Origin of the sequence: Burkholderia sp. 22PA0106, from assembly GCF_047497155.1 — a bacterium.
In the GTDB taxonomy this organism is placed as follows: domain Bacteria; phylum Pseudomonadota; class Gammaproteobacteria; order Burkholderiales; family Burkholderiaceae; genus Burkholderia.
In genome coordinates, this window is sequence record NZ_CP163163.1 from 16857 (window position 1) to 33258 (window position 16402).

Sequence of the window (16402 nt, forward strand, 5' to 3'; positions counted from 1 at the left end):
GCAATGTTGCTGGCGCTGGCGCAATGGCTGCAAGGAGACGCAAGCTTTTTGCGCTTGTTCACCTATCTGACGTTCCGTGCGGTGATGGCTACCATCACCGCGCTTGGCATCGGCCTGGTCTGCGGTCCGTGGGTCATTCGCAAGCTGGCCGAAATGAAGGTCGGCCAGGCGGTGCGCAAGGACGGTCCGCAAACCCATCTCGTCAAGTCGGGCACGCCGACCATGGGCGGCGTGCTGATCCTGATCGGCATCGCGGTCGCCACGCTGCTGTGGGGCGATCTGACGAACCGTTTCATCTGGATCGTGATGCTGGTCACGTTCGGCTTCGGCGTGGTCGGCTGGGTGGACGATTACCGCAAGGTCGTCCACAAGGACCCGCGCGGCATGTCCTCGCGCGAGAAATATTTCTGGCAATCGTTGATCGGCTTGTTTGCTGCGGTCTATCTCGCATTTAGCGTGTCCGAGGCCAGCAACGTGCGGGTGTTCGACCTGTTCATGAGCTGGGTGCGCAGCGGCCTGTCGATGGGCCTGCCGGCACGTGCCGACCTGATGCTGCCGTTCCTGAAGTCGATCAGCTATCCGCTCGGCGTGTGGGGTTTCATCGCGCTCACGTATTTCGTGATCGTCGGCGCGAGCAATGCGGTGAACCTGACCGACGGCCTCGACGGGCTCGTGATCATGCCGGTGGTGCTGGTCGGCGCGTCGCTCGGCGTGTTTGCCTACGTGATGGGCAGCTCGGTCTATTCGAAATACCTGCTGTTCCCGCACATCGCGGGCGCGGGCGAACTGCTGATCTTCTGCTCGGCGATGGGCGGGGCGGGGCTGGCGTTTCTCTGGTTCAACACCCACCCGGCCCAGGTCTTCATGGGCGACGTCGGCGCGCTGGCGCTGGGCGGCGCGCTCGGCACGGTGGCCGTGATCGTCCGCCAGGAAATCGTGCTGTTCATCATGGGCGGCGTGTTCGTGGCCGAAACCCTGTCCGTCATGCTGCAGGTGACCTGGTTCAAGTACACCAAGCGCCGTTACGGCGAAGGGCGTCGCATCTTCAAGATGGCGCCGCTGCATCACCATTTCGAATTGTCCGGCTGGAAAGAGACGCAGGTGGTCGTGCGTTTCTGGATCATCACGTTGATGCTCTGCCTGTTCGGTTTGACCACGCTCAAATTGCGGTAAAGGGATAGCAAGCGATGTCTGGCGAGATGTTTGGAGATCGGCAACGGCCGATGGTGCTCGTGCTGGGGCTCGGTGAATCGGGCCTCGCGATCGCGCGTTGGTGCGCGAGGCACGCGTGTCCGTTGCGCGTCGCGGATACCCGCGAGGCGCCGCCGAATCTTGCCCAATTGCGCGACGCCGTCGCCGAAGCCGAATTCGTCGGCGGCCCGTTCTCGCCCGCGCTGCTCGACGGCGGCGTGGAGCTGGTGGCGCTGAGCCCCGGCTTGTCGCCGCGCGATCCGGCCACCGCCGCGCTGCTCGACGCCGCGCGCGAACGCGGCATCCCCGTGTGGGGCGAACTCGAATTCTTCGCGCGTGCGCTGGCCGCGCTCGGCGCGAACGGCTATGCGCCGAAGGTGCTGGCGATCACCGGCACCAACGGCAAGACCACCACCACCAGCCTGACGGGCCTGCTCTGCGAACGTGCGGGGCGCTCGGTCGCGGTGGCCGGCAACATCAGCCCGGCGATGCTCGACAAGCTGTCGGCCGCGATCGATGCGGCCGCGCTGCCCGACGTGTGGGTGCTCGAACTGTCGAGCTTCCAGCTCGAAAGCGCCGAAAGCTTCGCGCCCGACGCGGCCACCGTCCTGAACATCACGCAGGATCACCTCGACTGGCACGGCGGCTTCGACGCCTACGCAGCCGCGAAGGGCCGGATTTTCGGGCCGCGCACGGTGCGCGTGCTGAACCGCGACGACGCCGAAGTCATGAAGTTCGTGCCGCCCGCCGCAGCCGCCGACGCGCCGCGCGCGGTCACGTTCGGCTTGAACGAGCCGTCGCGCGAGGGCGATTACGGCCTGCTGCGCGAGGGCGGAATCAACTGGCTGGTGGAAGCGATCGATCGCGATGGCCACGACGAGCCGGTATCGCCGCGCCGTCGCAAGGCCGAAGCGGCCGTCGCGCCCACGCTGGCTCAGAAACGCCTGATGCCGGCCGACGCGCTGCGCATTCGTGGTCTGCACAACGCCGCGAACGCGCTGGCCGCGTTCGCGCTCGCCCGTGCGATCGGCCTGGCGCCGGCCGCGCTGCTGCACGGGCTGCGTGAGTATCGCGGCGAGGCGCATCGCGTCGAGCTGATCGCCGCGCTCGATGGCGTCGATTATGTCGATGACAGCAAGGGCACCAACGTCGGCGCGACCGTGGCCGCGCTCGACGGCCTCGCGCAGCGCACCGTGCTGATCGCCGGCGGCGAAGGCAAGGGCCAGGATTTCTCGCCGCTCGCCGCGCCGGTCGCGCGCTGGTGCCGCGCCGTGATGCTGATTGGCCGCGATGCCGGGCTGATCCGCGCCGCGCTGGCCGATGCCGGCGTGCCGCTGATCGATCAGGCCACGCTCGAAGCCGCCGTGCAGGCCGCCGTCGAGCTGGCCGAGCCGGGCGACGCCGTGCTGCTGTCGCCGGCCTGTGCGAGCTTCGACATGTTTACCGGTTACGCACATCGCGCCGCGGTGTTCCGCAGCGCGCTCGAGGACATCGCACTCGACCGAGGTACGACGCTATGAGCTGGTCCGACCGCTTTGTTTCCCGTTTCATCGGCCAGCGCGAAGCCGGCGGCGGCGCGGCCGTCGCACGGCCGGCCACGCGCGGCGCCTCGTCGTCGGGCGGTTTTGCCGCCGGCCTCGGCGGCGTGCGCCCGACCCGCTCGCGCGTGCTCGATTTCGACTACTCGTTGATGTGGGTGGCGATCGCGCTGCTCGGTCTCGGCGTGGTGATGGTCTATTCGGCCTCGATCGCGATGCCCGATTCGCCGAAGTACGCGGCCTATCGCGACTACGCGTTCCTGATGCGTCATTGCATCTCGCTGACGGTCGCGTTGATCGCGGCCGTGTTCGCGTTCCGCGTGCCGATCGCGACCTGGGACAAATACGCGCCGCACCTGTTCCTGCTGGCGCTGGTCGCGCTCGTGGTGGTGTTGATCCCGCACATCGGCAAGGGCGTGAACGGCGCGCGGCGCTGGATTCCGCTCGGCATCACGAACATGCAGCCGTCGGAGATCATGAAGCTCGCGGTGACGATCTACGCCGCGAACTACACGGTGCGCAAGCAGGAATACATGCAGAGCTTCGCCAAGGGCTTCCTGCCGATGGCGGCCGCGGTCGGCCTGGTCGGGATGCTGCTGCTGCTCGAACCGGACATGGGCGCATTCATGGTGGTCGCTGCGATCGCGATGGGCGTGCTGTTCCTCGGCGGCGTGAACGGCAAGCTGTTCGGCGGCCTGGTGGCGACGGCGGTGGGCACCTTCACGATGCTCGTGTGGGCATCGCCGTGGCGTCGTGAGCGGATCTTCGCCTATCTCGATCCGTGGGACGAGCGTTACGCGCAGGGCAAGGCTTACCAGCTGACCCACTCGCTGATTGCGTTCGGACGCGGCGAATGGTTCGGCGTCGGGCTCGGCGGCAGCGTCGAAAAGCTCAACTACCTGCCCGAAGCGCATACCGACTTCATCCTCGCCGTGATCGGCGAGGAACTCGGCTTCGTCGGCGTGCTGGTGGTGATCCTGCTGTTCTACTGGATCGTGCGCCGCGCGTTCGAGATCGGCCGTCAGGCGCTCGCGCTCGACCGCACGTTCGCCGGCCTGATGGCCAAGGGCATCGGCCTGTGGTTCGGCGCCCAGACCTTCATCAACATGGGCGTGAACCTCGGCCTGCTGCCGACCAAGGGCCTGACGCTGCCGCTCGTCAGCTACGGCGGCTCGGGCATCCTGCTCAACTGCGTGTCGCTGGCCGTGCTGCTGCGGGTGGACTACGAAAACCGGGTGCTGATGCGCGGAGGCAAGATATGACCGCACGGCAGCGCACGCTGATGGTGATGGCAGGCGGCACCGGGGGCCATGTGTTCCCGGGGCTGGCGGTCGCCCATCGGATGCAGGCGCAGGGCTGGCGGGTGGTATGGCTCGGCAATCCGGCCGGGATGGAAGCCACGCTGGTGCCGAAGCACGGCATCGCGATGGAGCCGGTGCGTTTCGGCGGCCTGCGCGGCAAGGGCCTGAAGACCAAGCTGACGTTGCCGCTGAACCTGCTGCGCGCTTGCGCCCAGAGCCTCGGCGCGCTGCGCCGGGTGCGGCCCGACGTGGTGCTCGGGATGGGCGGCTACATCACGTTCCCGGCGGGCGTGATGACGGCACTGACCGGCCGTCCGCTCGTGCTGCACGAACAGAATTCGATCGGCGGCCTGGCCAACAAGGTGCTGTCCAAGCTGGCGCGGCGCGTGCTGGTGGCGTTCCCGGGCGCGCTGCCGAACGCCGAGTGGACAGGCAACCCGATCCGCGACGAGCTCACGCACACCGAGCCGCCTGCCGCGCGCTACGCCGCGCGCACCGGCCCGCTGCGCGTGCTGGTGGTGGGCGGCAGCCTCGGTGCCGCGGCGCTCAACGAAGTCGTGCCGCGTGCGCTGGCGCTGCTCGCGCCCGAGGCGCGCCCCCAGGTCGTGCATCAGGCCGGTGCCAAGCACATCGATGCGCTGCGGGCCAACTACGACGCGGCGGGCCTCGCGGCCGGCCAGGACGTCGCGCTGCTGCCGTTCATCGACGACATGGCCGCCGCCTACGCGAACGCCGACCTGGTGATCTGCCGGTCGGGCGCGATGACGGTGTCGGAGATCGCCGCGGTGGGCGTGGCGGCGCTGTTCGTGCCGTTCCCGCACGCCGTCGACGATCACCAGACCACCAATGCAGCCTTCCTCGCCGATCAGGGCGCGGCCGTGCTGATGCAGCAACGCGACCTGTCGGCCGAGCGTCTGGCCGACTGGCTGCGTGGCCAGACCCGCGCCTCGCTGGCCGGCATGGCCGAACGTTCGCGCTCCCTCGCGAAGCCCGATGCCACCGACGTGGTCGCGCGCGTGTGCGCGCAAGTCGCGGGCGCGAACCTGGAATCGAAGCAATGAAACACATCGTCAAACATATCCATTTCGTCGGCATCGGCGGCGCGGGCATGAGCGGCATCGCCGAAGTGCTCGTCAACCTGGGCTACCAGGTCAGCGGCTCCGATCTGTCGCGCAATGCCGTGACCGAGCGCCTCGAGGCGCTGGGCGCGCACGTGGCGATCGGCCACGACGCCGCCAATATCGAGGGCGCGAACGCCGTGGTGGTGTCCACCGCGGTGCGGTCGGACAATCCCGAAGTGCTGGCCGCGCGCCGCCTGAGCGTGCCGATCGTGCCGCGCGCCGTCATGCTGGCCGAGTTGATGCGCCTCAAGCAGGGCATCGCGATCGCCGGCACGCACGGCAAGACCACCACCACCAGCCTGGTCGCCAGCGTGCTGGCCGCGGGCGGGCTCGATCCGACCTTCGTGATCGGCGGCCGCCTGATCAGCGCCGGGGCCAACGCGCGGCTCGGTTCGGGCGATTTCATCGTCGCCGAGGCGGACGAATCGGACGCGTCGTTCCTGAACCTGTATCCCGTCATCGAAGTCATCACGAACATCGATGAAGATCACATGGATACCTACGGGCACGATTTCGCGCGTCTGAAGCAGGCCTTCATCGAATTCACGCAGAAGCTGCCGTTCTACGGCAGCGCCGTGGTGTGCGTCGACGATCCGAACGTGCGCCAGATCGTGCCGTTCATCTCGAAGCCGGTGGTCGGCTACGGGCTGTCGGCCGATGCGCAGGTGCGCGCCGAACAGGTCGACGCGCGCGACGGCCGCATGCATTTCACGGTGATCCGCGAGGGGCGCGCGCCGCTGCCCGTGGTGCTGAACCTGCCGGGCCTGCACAACGTGCAGAATGCGCTGGCCGCGATCGCGATCGCGACCGACCTGGGCGTGTCGGATGCCGCGATCCAGCAGGCGCTCGCCGAATTCAACGGCGTCGGCCGGCGCTTCCAGCGCTACGGCGAAGTGGCCGTGGCGGACGGCAGCGGCAGCTACACGCTGATCGACGACTACGGCCACCATCCGGTCGAGATGGCGGCCACCGTCGCCGCCGCGCGCGGCGCGTTCCCGGGCCGCCGCCTCGTGCTGGCGTTCCAGCCGCACCGCTACACGCGCACGCGCGACTGCTTCGAGGATTTCGTCAAGGTGCTGTCGACCGTCGACGCGCTGGTGCTGACCGAGGTGTACGCGGCCGGCGAGGCCGCGATTCCGACCGCGAGCGGCGAGGCGCTGTCGCGCGCGCTGCGGGCGATCGGGCAGGTCGATCCGGTGTTCGTCGCAACGGTCGACGAATTGCCGGCCGCGCTGGCCCAGGTGGTGCGCGCGGGCGATGTGGTGATCACGATGGGCGCGGGTTCGATCGGCGCGGTGCCGGGGCGAATCGCGCAGCAACAGCAACACAAGGAATGACATGAGCGGGATCGATCCGAAACGTTTCGGCAAGGTGGCGGTACTGTTCGGCGGCGTGTCCGCCGAGCGCGAGGTGTCGCTGAATTCGGGCCGGCTGGTGTTGCAGGGCCTGCGCGAGGCAGGCATCGACGCGCATCCGTTCGACCCGTCCGAGCGGCCGCTGGCCGCGCTGAAGGACGAAGGCTTCGTGCGCGCGTTCAACGCGCTGCACGGCGGCTACGGCGAGAACGGCCAGATTCAGGGCGCGCTCGATTTCTACGGCATCCGCTACACGGGCACCGGCGTGCTCGGCTCGGCGCTGGGCCTCGACAAGTTCCGCACCAAGCTGGTGTGGCAGCAAACCGGCGTGCCCACCCCGCCGTTCGAAACCGTGATGCGCGGCGACGACGTCGCGCAGCGCGCCCCCGGGATCGTCGCGAAGCTCGGTCTGCCGCTGTTCGTGAAGCCGGCCAGCGAAGGCTCGAGCGTCGCCGTGATCAAGGTGAAGGACGCCGCGGCGCTGCCGGCCGCGATCGAGGAAGCCGCGAAGCACGACAAGATCGTGCTGGTCGAGCAGAGCATCGAGGGCGGCGGCGAATACACGGCGTGCATCGCGGGCGATCTCGATCTGCCGGTGATCCGCATCGTGCCGGCCGGCGAGTTCTACGACTATCACGCGAAGTACGTCGCCGACGACACGCAATACCTGATTCCCTGCGGTATCGCACCGGAACAGGAAGCCGAATTCAAGCGGCTCGCGCGTCGCGCGTTCGACGTGCTGGGCTGCACCGATTGGGGCCGCGCCGATTTCATGCTGGATGCGGCCGGCAAGCCGTACTTCCTCGAAGTGAACACGGCGCCGGGCATGACCGACCATTCGCTGCCGCCGAAGGCGGCGCGCGCGGTCGGCATCAGCTATTCGGAGCTGGTGGTGAAGGTGCTGTCGATGACGCTCGACGACTGACGGAAACGGGACGCAACCCATGTGGAACAACGTTCGCCAACTCAACTTCGCCGCCAGCGCGCTTTACGCGTTGCTGCTGCTCGGTTGCACGGCGGCGGGCTGCTACTGGCTGATCCAGCGCCCGGCGTTCGCGTTGCGGACGATCCTGATCGACGGCGATACCGATCACATCAACTCGCCGACGGTGCGGGCCGGCGTGGTCGGGCGCCTGAAAGGCAATTACTTCACGGTCGATCTCGACACCGCGCGGGTCGCGTTCGAGCAGATGCCGTGGGTGCGTCACGCGAGCGTGCGGCGGGTCTGGCCCGATGCGCTGGCCGTCACGCTGGAGGAGTACAAACCGCTCGGCACCTGGGGCAGCGATCAGCTGGTCAGCACCGACGGCGAGCTGTTCACGGCGAACCAGGGCGAGCTGGACGAGGAACTGCCCGCGTTCGACGGCCCGGACGGCAGCGCGAAGGAAGTCGTGCAGCGCTATCGCGACTTCACGAAGTGGCTCGCGCCGCTCAATTCGGAGCCGGAGGAAGTGACGCTGTCATCGCGCTACGCCTGGACGGTCAAGCTGGCGAACGGCATGGAAATCGAATTCGGGAGGGAGCGCAACACGGATACGCTGCCGGACCGAGCGCAGCGGCTGGTGGCGGCATGGCCGGCCGTCTCGCAGCGCTGGGGCAACGACATCGAGTACGCGGATCTGCGCTACCCGAACGGATTCGCGATCCGCGCGGCGAACATGCGGTTCTTGAGCGATACCGACAAGGGCAAGAAGTAACAGGACATCACACGCAAGAGCACTTATGAGCAAAGACTACAAAGATCTGCTGGTTGCCCTCGACATCGGCACGTCGAAGGTCGTGGCCGTCGTCGCCGAGCTGAAGGGCGAGGGCCACTACGAGGTCATCGGCCTCGGCCAGAGCGAATCGAAAGGTCTCAAGAAAGGCGTCGTGGTGAACATCGAGGCCACGGTGCAGTCCATTCAGCGTGCGCTCGAAGAAGCCGAGCTGATGGCCGACTGCAAGATCACCAACGTCTTCACGGGGATCGCCGGCAGCCACATCCGCAGCTTCAATTCGAGCGGGATGGTCGCGATCAAGGAGAAGGAGGTCACGCAGACGGACGTCGCGCGCGTGATCGAGACGGCGAAGGCGATCAACATCCCGACCGATCAGCAGGTGCTGCACATCCTGACGCAGGAATTCATCATCGACGGCCAGGAAGACGTGCGCGAGCCGATCGGCATGAGCGGGATCCGCCTCGAAGTGAAGGTGCACATCGTGACGGGCGCGGTCAGCGCCGCGCAGAACATCGTCAAGTGCGTGCGCCGCTGCGGCCTCGAAGTGAACGACCTGATCCTGCAGCCGCTGGCGTCGTCGCTGGCGGTGCTGACCGAGGACGAGAAGGACCTGGGCGTGGTGCTGGTCGACATCGGCGGCGGCACGACCGACATCGCGATCTTCGCGGAAGGCGCGATCCGTCACACCGCGGTGATCCCGATCGCGGGCGACCAGATCACGAGCGACATCGCGATGGCGCTGCGCACGCCCACGCCGGACGCCGAGGACATCAAGGTCAGTTGCGGCATCGCCAAGCAGGCGCTGGCCGATCCGGACGAGATGGTCGAAGTGCCGGGGCTCGGCGAGCGCGGTCCGCGCACGCTGTCGCGCCAGGCGCTGGCGGCGGTGATCGAACCGCGCGTCGAGGAGCTGTTCTCGCTCGTGCAGCAAGTCGTGCGCGAGTCGGGTTACGAAGAGTTACTCAGTTCCGGTGTGGTGCTGACCGGTGGCGCTGCCATGATGCCCGGCATGGTCGAACTGGGCGAAGACATTTTCCTGAAACCGGTGCGCATCGGTGCGCCGGAATATGCGGGCGGCCTGGCCGACGTGGTGCGCAATCCGCGCTACTCGACCGCGATGGGCCTGCTCGTCGAGGGTAGCGCGCAGCGGATGCGCGGCCGCAAGGTGGCCGTGCAATCCGGCTCGGCGGGCCAGATCTTCACGCGAATGAAAGACTGGTTCCTGAGCAATTTTTGACGATTTCAAGCGCTGGTGCCGGCGGCTGGCGCGCGCGCAGGGGGTTGCCCGATCTCCTGCCGAATAACGCCGAGCAGATTTATCTTTCTTGACGGAGGCAATAATGGAATTCCAAATGCTGGAAACCGAGACCAACGGCACCATCATCAAGGTGATCGGGGTCGGTGGCGCGGGCGGCAATGCCGTTTCGCACATGATCAACCGTGGCGTGCAGGGCGTCGATTTCGTCGTCATGAACACCGACGCGCAAGCCCTGTCGCGTTCGCGTGCACCGAACGTGATCCAGCTCGGCAACACCGGCCTCGGCGCCGGCGCGAAGCCGGACATGGGCCGTGCGGCGGCCGAGGAAGCCCGTGAGCGCATCGCCGATTCGCTGCGCGGCGCGCACATGGTGTTCATCACCGCCGGCATGGGCGGCGGCACGGGTACGGGCGCTGCGCCCGTGGTCGCGCAGATCGCCAAGGAAATGGGCATTCTGACGGTCGGTGTCGTCAGCAAGCCGTTCGAATTCGAAGGCGGCAAGCGCATGCGCGTCGCCGAAGCGGGCGCGCAGCAGCTCGAGGATCACGTCGATTCGCTGATCGTCGTGCTCAACGACAAGCTGTTCGACGTGATGGGCGACGACGCCGAAATGGACAAGTGCTTCCAGTGCGCCGACGACGTCCTGAACAACGCGGTGGCCGGCATCGCCGAAATCATCAACGTCGACGGCCTCGTCAACGTCGACTTCGAAGACGTCAAGACGGTGATGGGCGAGCAGGGCAAGGCGATGATGGGCACGGCCACGGTGGCCGGCGTCGATCGCGCGCGTCTGGCCGCCGAGCAGGCCGTGGCCAGCCCGCTGCTCGAAGGTGTCGATCTGTCGGGCGCGCGCGGCGTGCTCGTCAACATCACGTCGAGCCGTTCGCTGCGTCTGTCGGAAACGCGTGAAGTCATGAACACCATCAAGAGCTACGCGGCGGAAGACGCCACGGTGATCTTCGGTGCCGTGTACGACGACGCGATGGGCGATGCGCTGCGCGTGACGGTGGTCGCGACGGGCCTCGGCCGCGCCGCGAAGAAGCAGCAAACGCCGATGACCCTGCTGCGCACCGGTACCGACAACCAGCCGGTTGCCGCGGTGGGCCACAGCTACGCACCGGCGCACGTGAACACGGCAGATTACGGCGCGCTCGACACGCCGGCCGTCTGGCGCAATTCGCGTGAAACGGCGGCTTCGCACGTGCAGGCGCTGCAGGAAAAGGGCGTCGATACGTACGACATTCCGGCGTTCCTGCGCAAGCAGGCCGACTGACACGGGCAGGCCGGCCGCTCGCGCGGCCAGCCGACGTGACGGGTGGAACGGATCGACCGAGGCCGCGTCGCCAGCGACGCAGGGCAGGGCCAATCGCCCGCTTCGCAGTCGCGAGGTGGCATGGGCCGTGTTGTCCGTAACCCAACCCGCAACCGCATCGCAATGAAGGACCAGTCATGATTCAAGCAGGCGACACGCTGCCCGACGCACAAGTCTTCGAATTCGTCGACGAAGCGCGTGAGGGTTGCACGCTCGGGCCGAATGCGCTGAGCGTGCGCGAACAGACAGCCGGCAAGCGCGTGGTGATCTTCGGATTGCCGGGCGCGTTCACGCCCACCTGTTCGGCGAAGCACGTACCCGGTTATGTCGAGGCCGCCGACGCGTTCGGCGCGGCCGGCATCGACGAGATCTGGTGCGTGTCCGTCAACGACGCATTCGTGATGGGCGCTTGGGGAAGGGATCAGCACACCTCGGGCAAGGTGCGCATGATCGCGGACGGCAGCGCAGCCTTCACTCATGCACTGGGGCTTACGCAGGATTTGTCCGCGCGCGGCATGGGAATCCGTTCCCAGCGCTACGCGATGGTGATCGACGACGGCGTGGTCAAGACGCTGGCCGTCGAGGCGCCGGGCAAATTCGAAGTCAGCGACGCGGCAAGCATCCTGGCGGCGGCGAAACGCTGAGCGTTTCTCGCCGAACGTTGCGTCGCGGCAACGCGTCGTGACAACAGGGTGCCGCAATACGGGCCGACGTCCGGGAACGCCTCCGTTCCGGGCGTCGGCCTGTCTTTCTCGACCTGCACGGGCTCCGCGAGAGTAACGTGCAGAAACAGTTGCTACGACAATCGGCCGAACGCCGTCTGTTGTTTTGCGCTATACTCTCGCCTATCGAATAAAAGTACTGATTGATAACTTCAATCAAGAAGCGCACCGCCATGTTGAAGCAGCGAACCATCAAATCGATCGTGAAGACGGTCGGCATCGGCCTCCACTCGGGCCGCAAGGTCGAACTGACCCTCCGTCCGGCAGCGCCGGGCACGGGGATCGTCTTCACGCGCGTCGATTTGCCGACGCCGGTCGAGATCCCCGCCAACGCGATGGCGATCGGCGACACGCGGCTCGCGTCGGTGCTGCAGAAGGATGGCGCGCGCGTTTCGACCATCGAGCATTTGATGTCGGCCTGCGCCGGCCTCGGCGTCGACAACCTCTACGTCGACGTGACGGCCGAGGAAATCCCGATCATGGACGGCAGCGCCTCGTCGTTCGTGTTCCTGATCCAGTCGGCAGGCATCGAGGAGCAGGGCACGCTGAAGCGTTTCATCAAGGTCAAGCGCACGGTGGAAGTGCGCGACGGCGACAAATTCGCGCGCCTCGATCCGTTCTTCGGTTTCAAGCTCAAGTTCACGATCGATTTCCGTCACCCGGCCGTCGATAAAACGGGTCAGGAACTGGAAGTCGATTTCGCCAATACGTCCTATGTGCGCGAAATCGCGCGGGCGCGCACGTTCGGCTTCGCGCACGAAGTCGAGATGATGCGCGAGCTGGGGCTGGCGCGCGGCGGCAGCATGGACAACGCGATCGTGCTCGACGAGTACCGCATCCTCAACAACGACGGCCTGCGCTACGACGACGAGTTCGTGAAGCACAAGATGCTCGATGCGATCGGCGATCTGTACGTGGTCGGCCATCCGCTGTTGGCGTCCTACACGGCGTACAAGTCGGGTCACGGCCTGAACAATGCGCTGCTGCGCGAACTGCTCGCGCACGAAGATGCCTACGAGATGGTCACGTTCGACGATCTGAAAGCCGCGCCGCGTGGCTTTGCGTTCGACGCGCAAACGGCCTTCGCCTGAGCGAAGCCGCACGAATTCGGTAAAAAGGCAGCCCGCGGGCTGCCTTTTTCTTTTCCTGCCGGGGGCCGGGGCGTTCAGCGCACCGGCTTCTTTACATGGCGCGCGGCCATTTTCGCGAGCGCATCCTGCAGCGGCGAGGGCGGCAGCGTGTCGGCCAGATCGCGCAGCGCGTCGGCGCCGACCGGCGTCATGCGCGCCTGTTTGACGCGCACCGGCTCCGGTGCATCCTGGGGCCGCACGCGCACCTTCAGCGCCGCCACGTTCCAGCCGCGGGCCTGCAAGTCCGCCACCAGGCGCGGCGCGACCTGCCGCAGCCGCGCGGCCAGGGCGTTATGGGCCGCGAACAGCGTCAGCGTGCCGTCCTTGATCGATCCCGGATCGACGTGATTGGCCAGATAGTCGGGCAGCAATGCGCGCAGGTCGCGCTGCAACGAGGCCACCTGCTCGACGCCGGCCCGCAGCGCGGCGAACGCGTCGGTGCGCTTGAGCACGTCGGCGGCCACCTGCGCGCGTGCGAAGCCGGATGAACGGAGGTACCTCGGGGGGCGATTCATGAAGGCGTGGAGCGGCGTGATGACGGTCGATGGCCGGATTGTACCGCGCACACCCTCTGCCGAACGGCCGCGCCGCCATGCCGCGGGAAAGGGCTCGATCGCCGCGCCGGACGGGCTGTTCGGGCCGTTTCGCCCCGCCTCTTGACGCAGCCCCGATCCGGCCGCATATCGGAACCTGAGCCGACACGGGCCGTTCGCGGTCCGGCCGGCGGATTGCCCGTGCAAAGTCCATACCGGAGCGACACCGGCTTGCCCAAATGCGCGTGCTAAAATTCCCCGTTTGCATTCACTCATACGCTAAGCCGCCAAGGCTCGGCGCGCCGGGGCTGGCGCCATTTCTGCTCCGGGGCCGTTGCTGCGACGCAGATCCGATCCGATGACAACCGGTTTTCTCCAGAAGATTTTTGGCAGCCGCAATCAGCGGCTCGTCAAGCAATACCAAAAGACCGTCGCGGCGATCAATGCGCTCGAAGCGCAAGTCGAGAAGCTGACGGACGACCAGTTGCGCGGCAAGACGGACGAATTCCGCCAGCGCGTCGCGGGCGGCGAATCGCTCGACAAGGTGCTTCCCGAAGCCTTCGCGGTGTGCCGCGAGGCCAGCCGTCGGGTGCTGAAGATGCGGCACTTCGATACGCAGCTGATCGGCGGGATGGTGCTGCACTACGGCAAGATCGCCGAAATGCGCACCGGCGAAGGCAAGACGCTCGTCGCCACGTTGCCGGTCTACCTGAATGCGCTGTCGGGCCGCGGCGTGCACGTCGTCACGGTCAACGACTACCTCGCCCAGCGCGATGCCGAATGGATGGCGCGCCTCTACAACTTCCTCGGTCTGTCGGTCGGCATCAACCTGTCCGGCATGGAGCACGAGCAGAAGCACGAGGCCTACGCCGCCGACATCACCTACGGCACCAACAACGAATTCGGCTTCGACTACCTGCGCGACAACATGGTCTACGAGACCGACGGGCGCGTGCAGCGGGTGCTGAACTTCGCGGTGGTCGACGAGGTGGACTCGATCCTGATCGACGAGGCGCGTACTCCGCTGATCATCTCGGGCCAGGCCGAGGATCACACCGAACTCTACGTGCGCATGAACGCGCTGCCGCCGCTGCTCGAACGCCAGATCGGCGAAGAGAAGGCCGACGGCACGGGCGTCGAAAAGCCGGGTGACTACACGCTCGACGAAAAGGCGCGCCAGGTGTTCCTGACGGAATCGGGCCACGAGAAGGCCGAGCGCCTGCTCGCCGAGTGGCACCTGATCGGCGAGGGCGAAAGCCTCTACGCGCCGCAGAACATCACGCTGATGCACCACGTGTATGCCGCGCTGCGCGCCCATACGCTGTTCCATCTCGATCAGCACTACGTCGTGCAGAACGGCGAAGTCGTGATCGTCGACGAATTCACGGGCCGCCTGATGGCCGGCCGCCGCTGGTCGGATGGTCTGCACCAGGCGGTCGAGGCCAAGGAACACGCCAAGATCCAGAGCGAGAACCAGACGCTCGCGTCGATCACGTTCCAGAACTACTTCCGGATGTACGCCAAGCTGTCGGGCATGACCGGCACGGCCGATACGGAAGCGTACGAATTCAACGAGATTTACGGTCTCGAAACGGTCGTGATCCCGACCAACCGGCCGCCGAAGCGGATCGACAAGCAGGATCAGATCTACAAGAGCGCGAAGGAGCGCTACGACGCCGTCACGCGCGACATTCGCGATTGCTACGAGCGCGGCCAGCCGGTGCTGGTGGGCACCACCTCGATCGAGAACTCGGAGCTGCTCTCGCACCTGCTCAAGCAGGCCGGGCTGCCGCACGAAGTGCTGAACGCGAAGCAGCACGCGCGCGAAGCGGCGATCGTGGCCGAAGCGGGCCGTCCGAAGCGCATCACGATCGCCACCAACATGGCCGGTCGCGGTACCGACATCGTGCTCGGCGGCAACGTCGAGAAGCAGGCCTCGTTCATCGAAGCCGACGAATCGATCCCGGCCGAAGAAAAGGCCGCGCGCATCCAGAAGCTGCATGACGAGTGGGAATCGCTGCACGAGCAGGTCAAGGCGGCAGGCGGCCTGCACATCATCGGCACCGAGCGCCACGAATCGCGCCGGATCGACAACCAGTTGCGTGGCCGTGCCGGCCGCCAGGGCGATCCGGGTTCCTCGCGCTTCTTCCTGTCGCTCGACGATCCGCTGCTGCGCATCTTCGCCGGCGATCGCGTGCGCGCGATCATGGATCGCCTGAAGATGCCGGAGGGCGAGGCGATCGAGGCGGGCATCGTCACGCGTTCGATCGAATCGGCGCAGCGCAAGGTCGAAGCCCGCAACTTCGATATCCGCAAGCAGTTGCTCGAATACGACGACGTGTCGAACGACCAGCGCAAGGTGATCTACCAGCAGCGCAACGAGCTGCTCGAGGCGAACGACATCGCCGAGACGATCGGCGCGATGCGTCATGGCGTGGTGGCCGAGATCACGCACCAGCACGTGCCGGCCGGCAGCATCGAAGAGCAATGGGATCTGCCCGAGCTCGAGGAAGCGCTGCGCAACGACTGGGGCCTCGATCTGGCGATCCAGGAGATGGTCAACGAATCGCAGTCGATCAGCGTCGATGAAATTCTCGAGGCGGTCGTCACGGCGGCCGACGAGCATTACGAGGCGAAGGTCGCGATGGTCGGCCGCGAGGCATTCAACTCGTTCGAGCGCTCGATCATGCTGCAGACGCTCGACCGCCTCTGGCGCGAGCATCTCGCCGCGCTCGATCACCTGCGCCAGGGCATCCATCTGCGCGGCTATGCGCAGAAGAACCCGAAGCAGGAATACAAGCGCGAAGCGTTCGAACTGTTCGCCGCGATGCTCGACGCCACCAAGCAGGAAGTCACGCGCATCGTCATGAACGTGCAGATCCAGTCGCCCGAGCAACTGGAAGAAGCGGCCGAGCAGATCGAGGAAGCGGGCGGCAATCTCGACCACGTCGAATTCCGTCATGCCGATTTCTCCGATACCGCCGGGGTCACGGCGGGCGCGGCCGTTGCGACGGCCGTGGCCGTCGATGCCACCGCGGGCCTCGTCGACGACGCGATGGCTGGTGCGGCGCCGGCCGGCGACGTGCCACGCGTGGGTCGCAACGACCCCTGCCCGTGCGGCAGCGGCAAGAAGTACAAGCAGTGCCACGGCAAACTGAGCTGATGCCTGCGGTGAATGCGGCGGCGTGCGATCCATGCCGCCGGCAGTCGCCGGTTCGTCACA

13 protein-coding genes are annotated in these 16402 nt (G+C 66.7%); 12 read left to right on the forward strand and 1 reads right to left on the reverse strand.

Annotated elements, in window-relative coordinates; all coding sequences use genetic code 11:
• The first annotated feature begins 3 nt into the window (after positions 1–3).
• The 11 genes from mraY (at position 4) to lpxC (ending at position 12607) form a co-directional block, all read left to right on the forward strand.
• Positions 4–1173: a phospho-N-acetylmuramoyl-pentapeptide-transferase gene (mraY, locus tag AB4850_RS15000; RefSeq protein ID WP_414443830.1), complete on the forward strand. Its 1170-nt coding sequence runs from the start codon at positions 4–6 to the stop codon at positions 1171–1173.
• Positions 1174–1199: 26 nt separating this feature from the next.
• Positions 1200–2711 carry a UDP-N-acetylmuramoyl-L-alanine--D-glutamate ligase gene (gene murD / locus AB4850_RS15005; protein ID WP_414445524.1) on the forward strand — a complete coding sequence of 504 codons (1512 nt, stop codon included), beginning with the start codon at positions 1200–1202 and terminating at the stop codon, positions 2709–2711.
• Entirely contained in the window at positions 2708–3991 is a 1284-nt protein-coding gene (gene ftsW, locus AB4850_RS15010) for a putative lipid II flippase FtsW (protein WP_414443831.1), read from the forward strand. Before murD ends, ftsW begins: the two co-directional genes overlap by 4 nt.
• A complete protein-coding gene (gene murG, locus AB4850_RS15015; RefSeq protein WP_414443832.1) occupies positions 3988–5091 on the forward strand; it encodes an undecaprenyldiphospho-muramoylpentapeptide beta-N-acetylglucosaminyltransferase in 1104 nt (367 codons plus the stop codon). Before ftsW ends, murG begins: the two co-directional genes overlap by 4 nt.
• Positions 5088–6488, forward strand: coding sequence for a UDP-N-acetylmuramate--L-alanine ligase (murC, locus tag AB4850_RS15020; RefSeq protein WP_414443833.1), 1401 nt, complete (start codon positions 5088–5090; stop codon positions 6486–6488). Before murG ends, murC begins: the two co-directional genes overlap by 4 nt.
• A gap of 1 nt (position 6489) precedes the next feature.
• Positions 6490–7431 carry a D-alanine--D-alanine ligase gene (locus AB4850_RS15025; RefSeq protein WP_414443834.1) on the forward strand — a complete coding sequence of 314 codons (942 nt, stop codon included), beginning with the start codon at positions 6490–6492 and terminating at the stop codon, positions 7429–7431.
• Positions 7432–7450: 19 nt separating this feature from the next.
• Positions 7451–8203 (forward strand): cell division protein FtsQ/DivIB, encoded by a 753-nt coding sequence (locus AB4850_RS15030; protein WP_414443835.1) that lies wholly within the window; start codon positions 7451–7453, stop codon positions 8201–8203.
• Between the two features lie 25 nt (positions 8204–8228).
• Complete coding sequence (ftsA, locus tag AB4850_RS15035; RefSeq protein WP_206127294.1) at positions 8229–9461, forward strand: cell division protein FtsA; 1233 nt, start codon at positions 8229–8231, stop codon at positions 9459–9461.
• A gap of 103 nt (positions 9462–9564) precedes the next feature.
• Positions 9565–10755 carry a cell division protein FtsZ gene (ftsZ, locus tag AB4850_RS15040; protein ID WP_414443836.1) on the forward strand — a complete coding sequence of 397 codons (1191 nt, stop codon included), beginning with the start codon at positions 9565–9567 and terminating at the stop codon, positions 10753–10755.
• 176 nt (positions 10756–10931) lie between these two features.
• Positions 10932–11438, forward strand: coding sequence for a peroxiredoxin (locus AB4850_RS15045; RefSeq protein ID WP_206127293.1), 507 nt, complete (start codon positions 10932–10934; stop codon positions 11436–11438).
• Between the two features lie 251 nt (positions 11439–11689).
• Positions 11690–12607 (forward strand): UDP-3-O-acyl-N-acetylglucosamine deacetylase, encoded by a 918-nt coding sequence (gene lpxC, locus AB4850_RS15050; protein WP_414443837.1) that lies wholly within the window; start codon positions 11690–11692, stop codon positions 12605–12607.
• 74 nt (positions 12608–12681) lie between these two features.
• Here lpxC and AB4850_RS15055 read toward each other — a convergent pair whose 3' ends face one another.
• Positions 12682–13161 (reverse strand): DciA family protein, encoded by a 480-nt coding sequence (locus AB4850_RS15055; RefSeq protein WP_414443838.1) that lies wholly within the window; start codon positions 13159–13161, stop codon positions 12682–12684.
• A gap of 376 nt (positions 13162–13537) precedes the next feature.
• On the opposite strand from AB4850_RS15055, the gene secA reads away from it, so the two are divergent.
• Positions 13538–16342: a preprotein translocase subunit SecA gene (gene secA, locus AB4850_RS15060; protein ID WP_414443839.1), complete on the forward strand. Its 2805-nt coding sequence runs from the start codon at positions 13538–13540 to the stop codon at positions 16340–16342.
• Positions 16343–16402 lie beyond the last annotated feature (60 nt).

Coding starts and splice junctions, on each gene's coding strand:
- mraY (WP_414443830.1), top strand. CDS start 4: ATGTTGCTGGCGCTGGCGCAATGGCTGCAAGGAGACGCAAGCTTTTTG.
- murD (WP_414445524.1), top strand. CDS start 1,200: ATGTTTGGAGATCGGCAACGGCCGATGGTGCTCGTGCTGGGGCTCGGT.
- ftsW (WP_414443831.1), top strand. CDS start 2,708: ATGAGCTGGTCCGACCGCTTTGTTTCCCGTTTCATCGGCCAGCGCGAA.
- murG (WP_414443832.1), top strand. CDS start 3,988: ATGACCGCACGGCAGCGCACGCTGATGGTGATGGCAGGCGGCACCGGG.
- murC (WP_414443833.1), top strand. CDS start 5,088: ATGAAACACATCGTCAAACATATCCATTTCGTCGGCATCGGCGGCGCG.
- AB4850_RS15025 (WP_414443834.1), top strand. CDS start 6,490: ATGAGCGGGATCGATCCGAAACGTTTCGGCAAGGTGGCGGTACTGTTC.
- AB4850_RS15030 (WP_414443835.1), top strand. CDS start 7,451: ATGTGGAACAACGTTCGCCAACTCAACTTCGCCGCCAGCGCGCTTTAC.
- ftsA (WP_206127294.1), top strand. CDS start 8,229: ATGAGCAAAGACTACAAAGATCTGCTGGTTGCCCTCGACATCGGCACG.
- ftsZ (WP_414443836.1), top strand. CDS start 9,565: ATGGAATTCCAAATGCTGGAAACCGAGACCAACGGCACCATCATCAAG.
- AB4850_RS15045 (WP_206127293.1), top strand. CDS start 10,932: ATGATTCAAGCAGGCGACACGCTGCCCGACGCACAAGTCTTCGAATTC.
- lpxC (WP_414443837.1), top strand. CDS start 11,690: ATGTTGAAGCAGCGAACCATCAAATCGATCGTGAAGACGGTCGGCATC.
- AB4850_RS15055 (WP_414443838.1), bottom strand. CDS start 13,161: ATGAATCGCCCCCCGAGGTACCTCCGTTCATCCGGCTTCGCACGCGCG.
- secA (WP_414443839.1), top strand. CDS start 13,538: ATGACAACCGGTTTTCTCCAGAAGATTTTTGGCAGCCGCAATCAGCGG.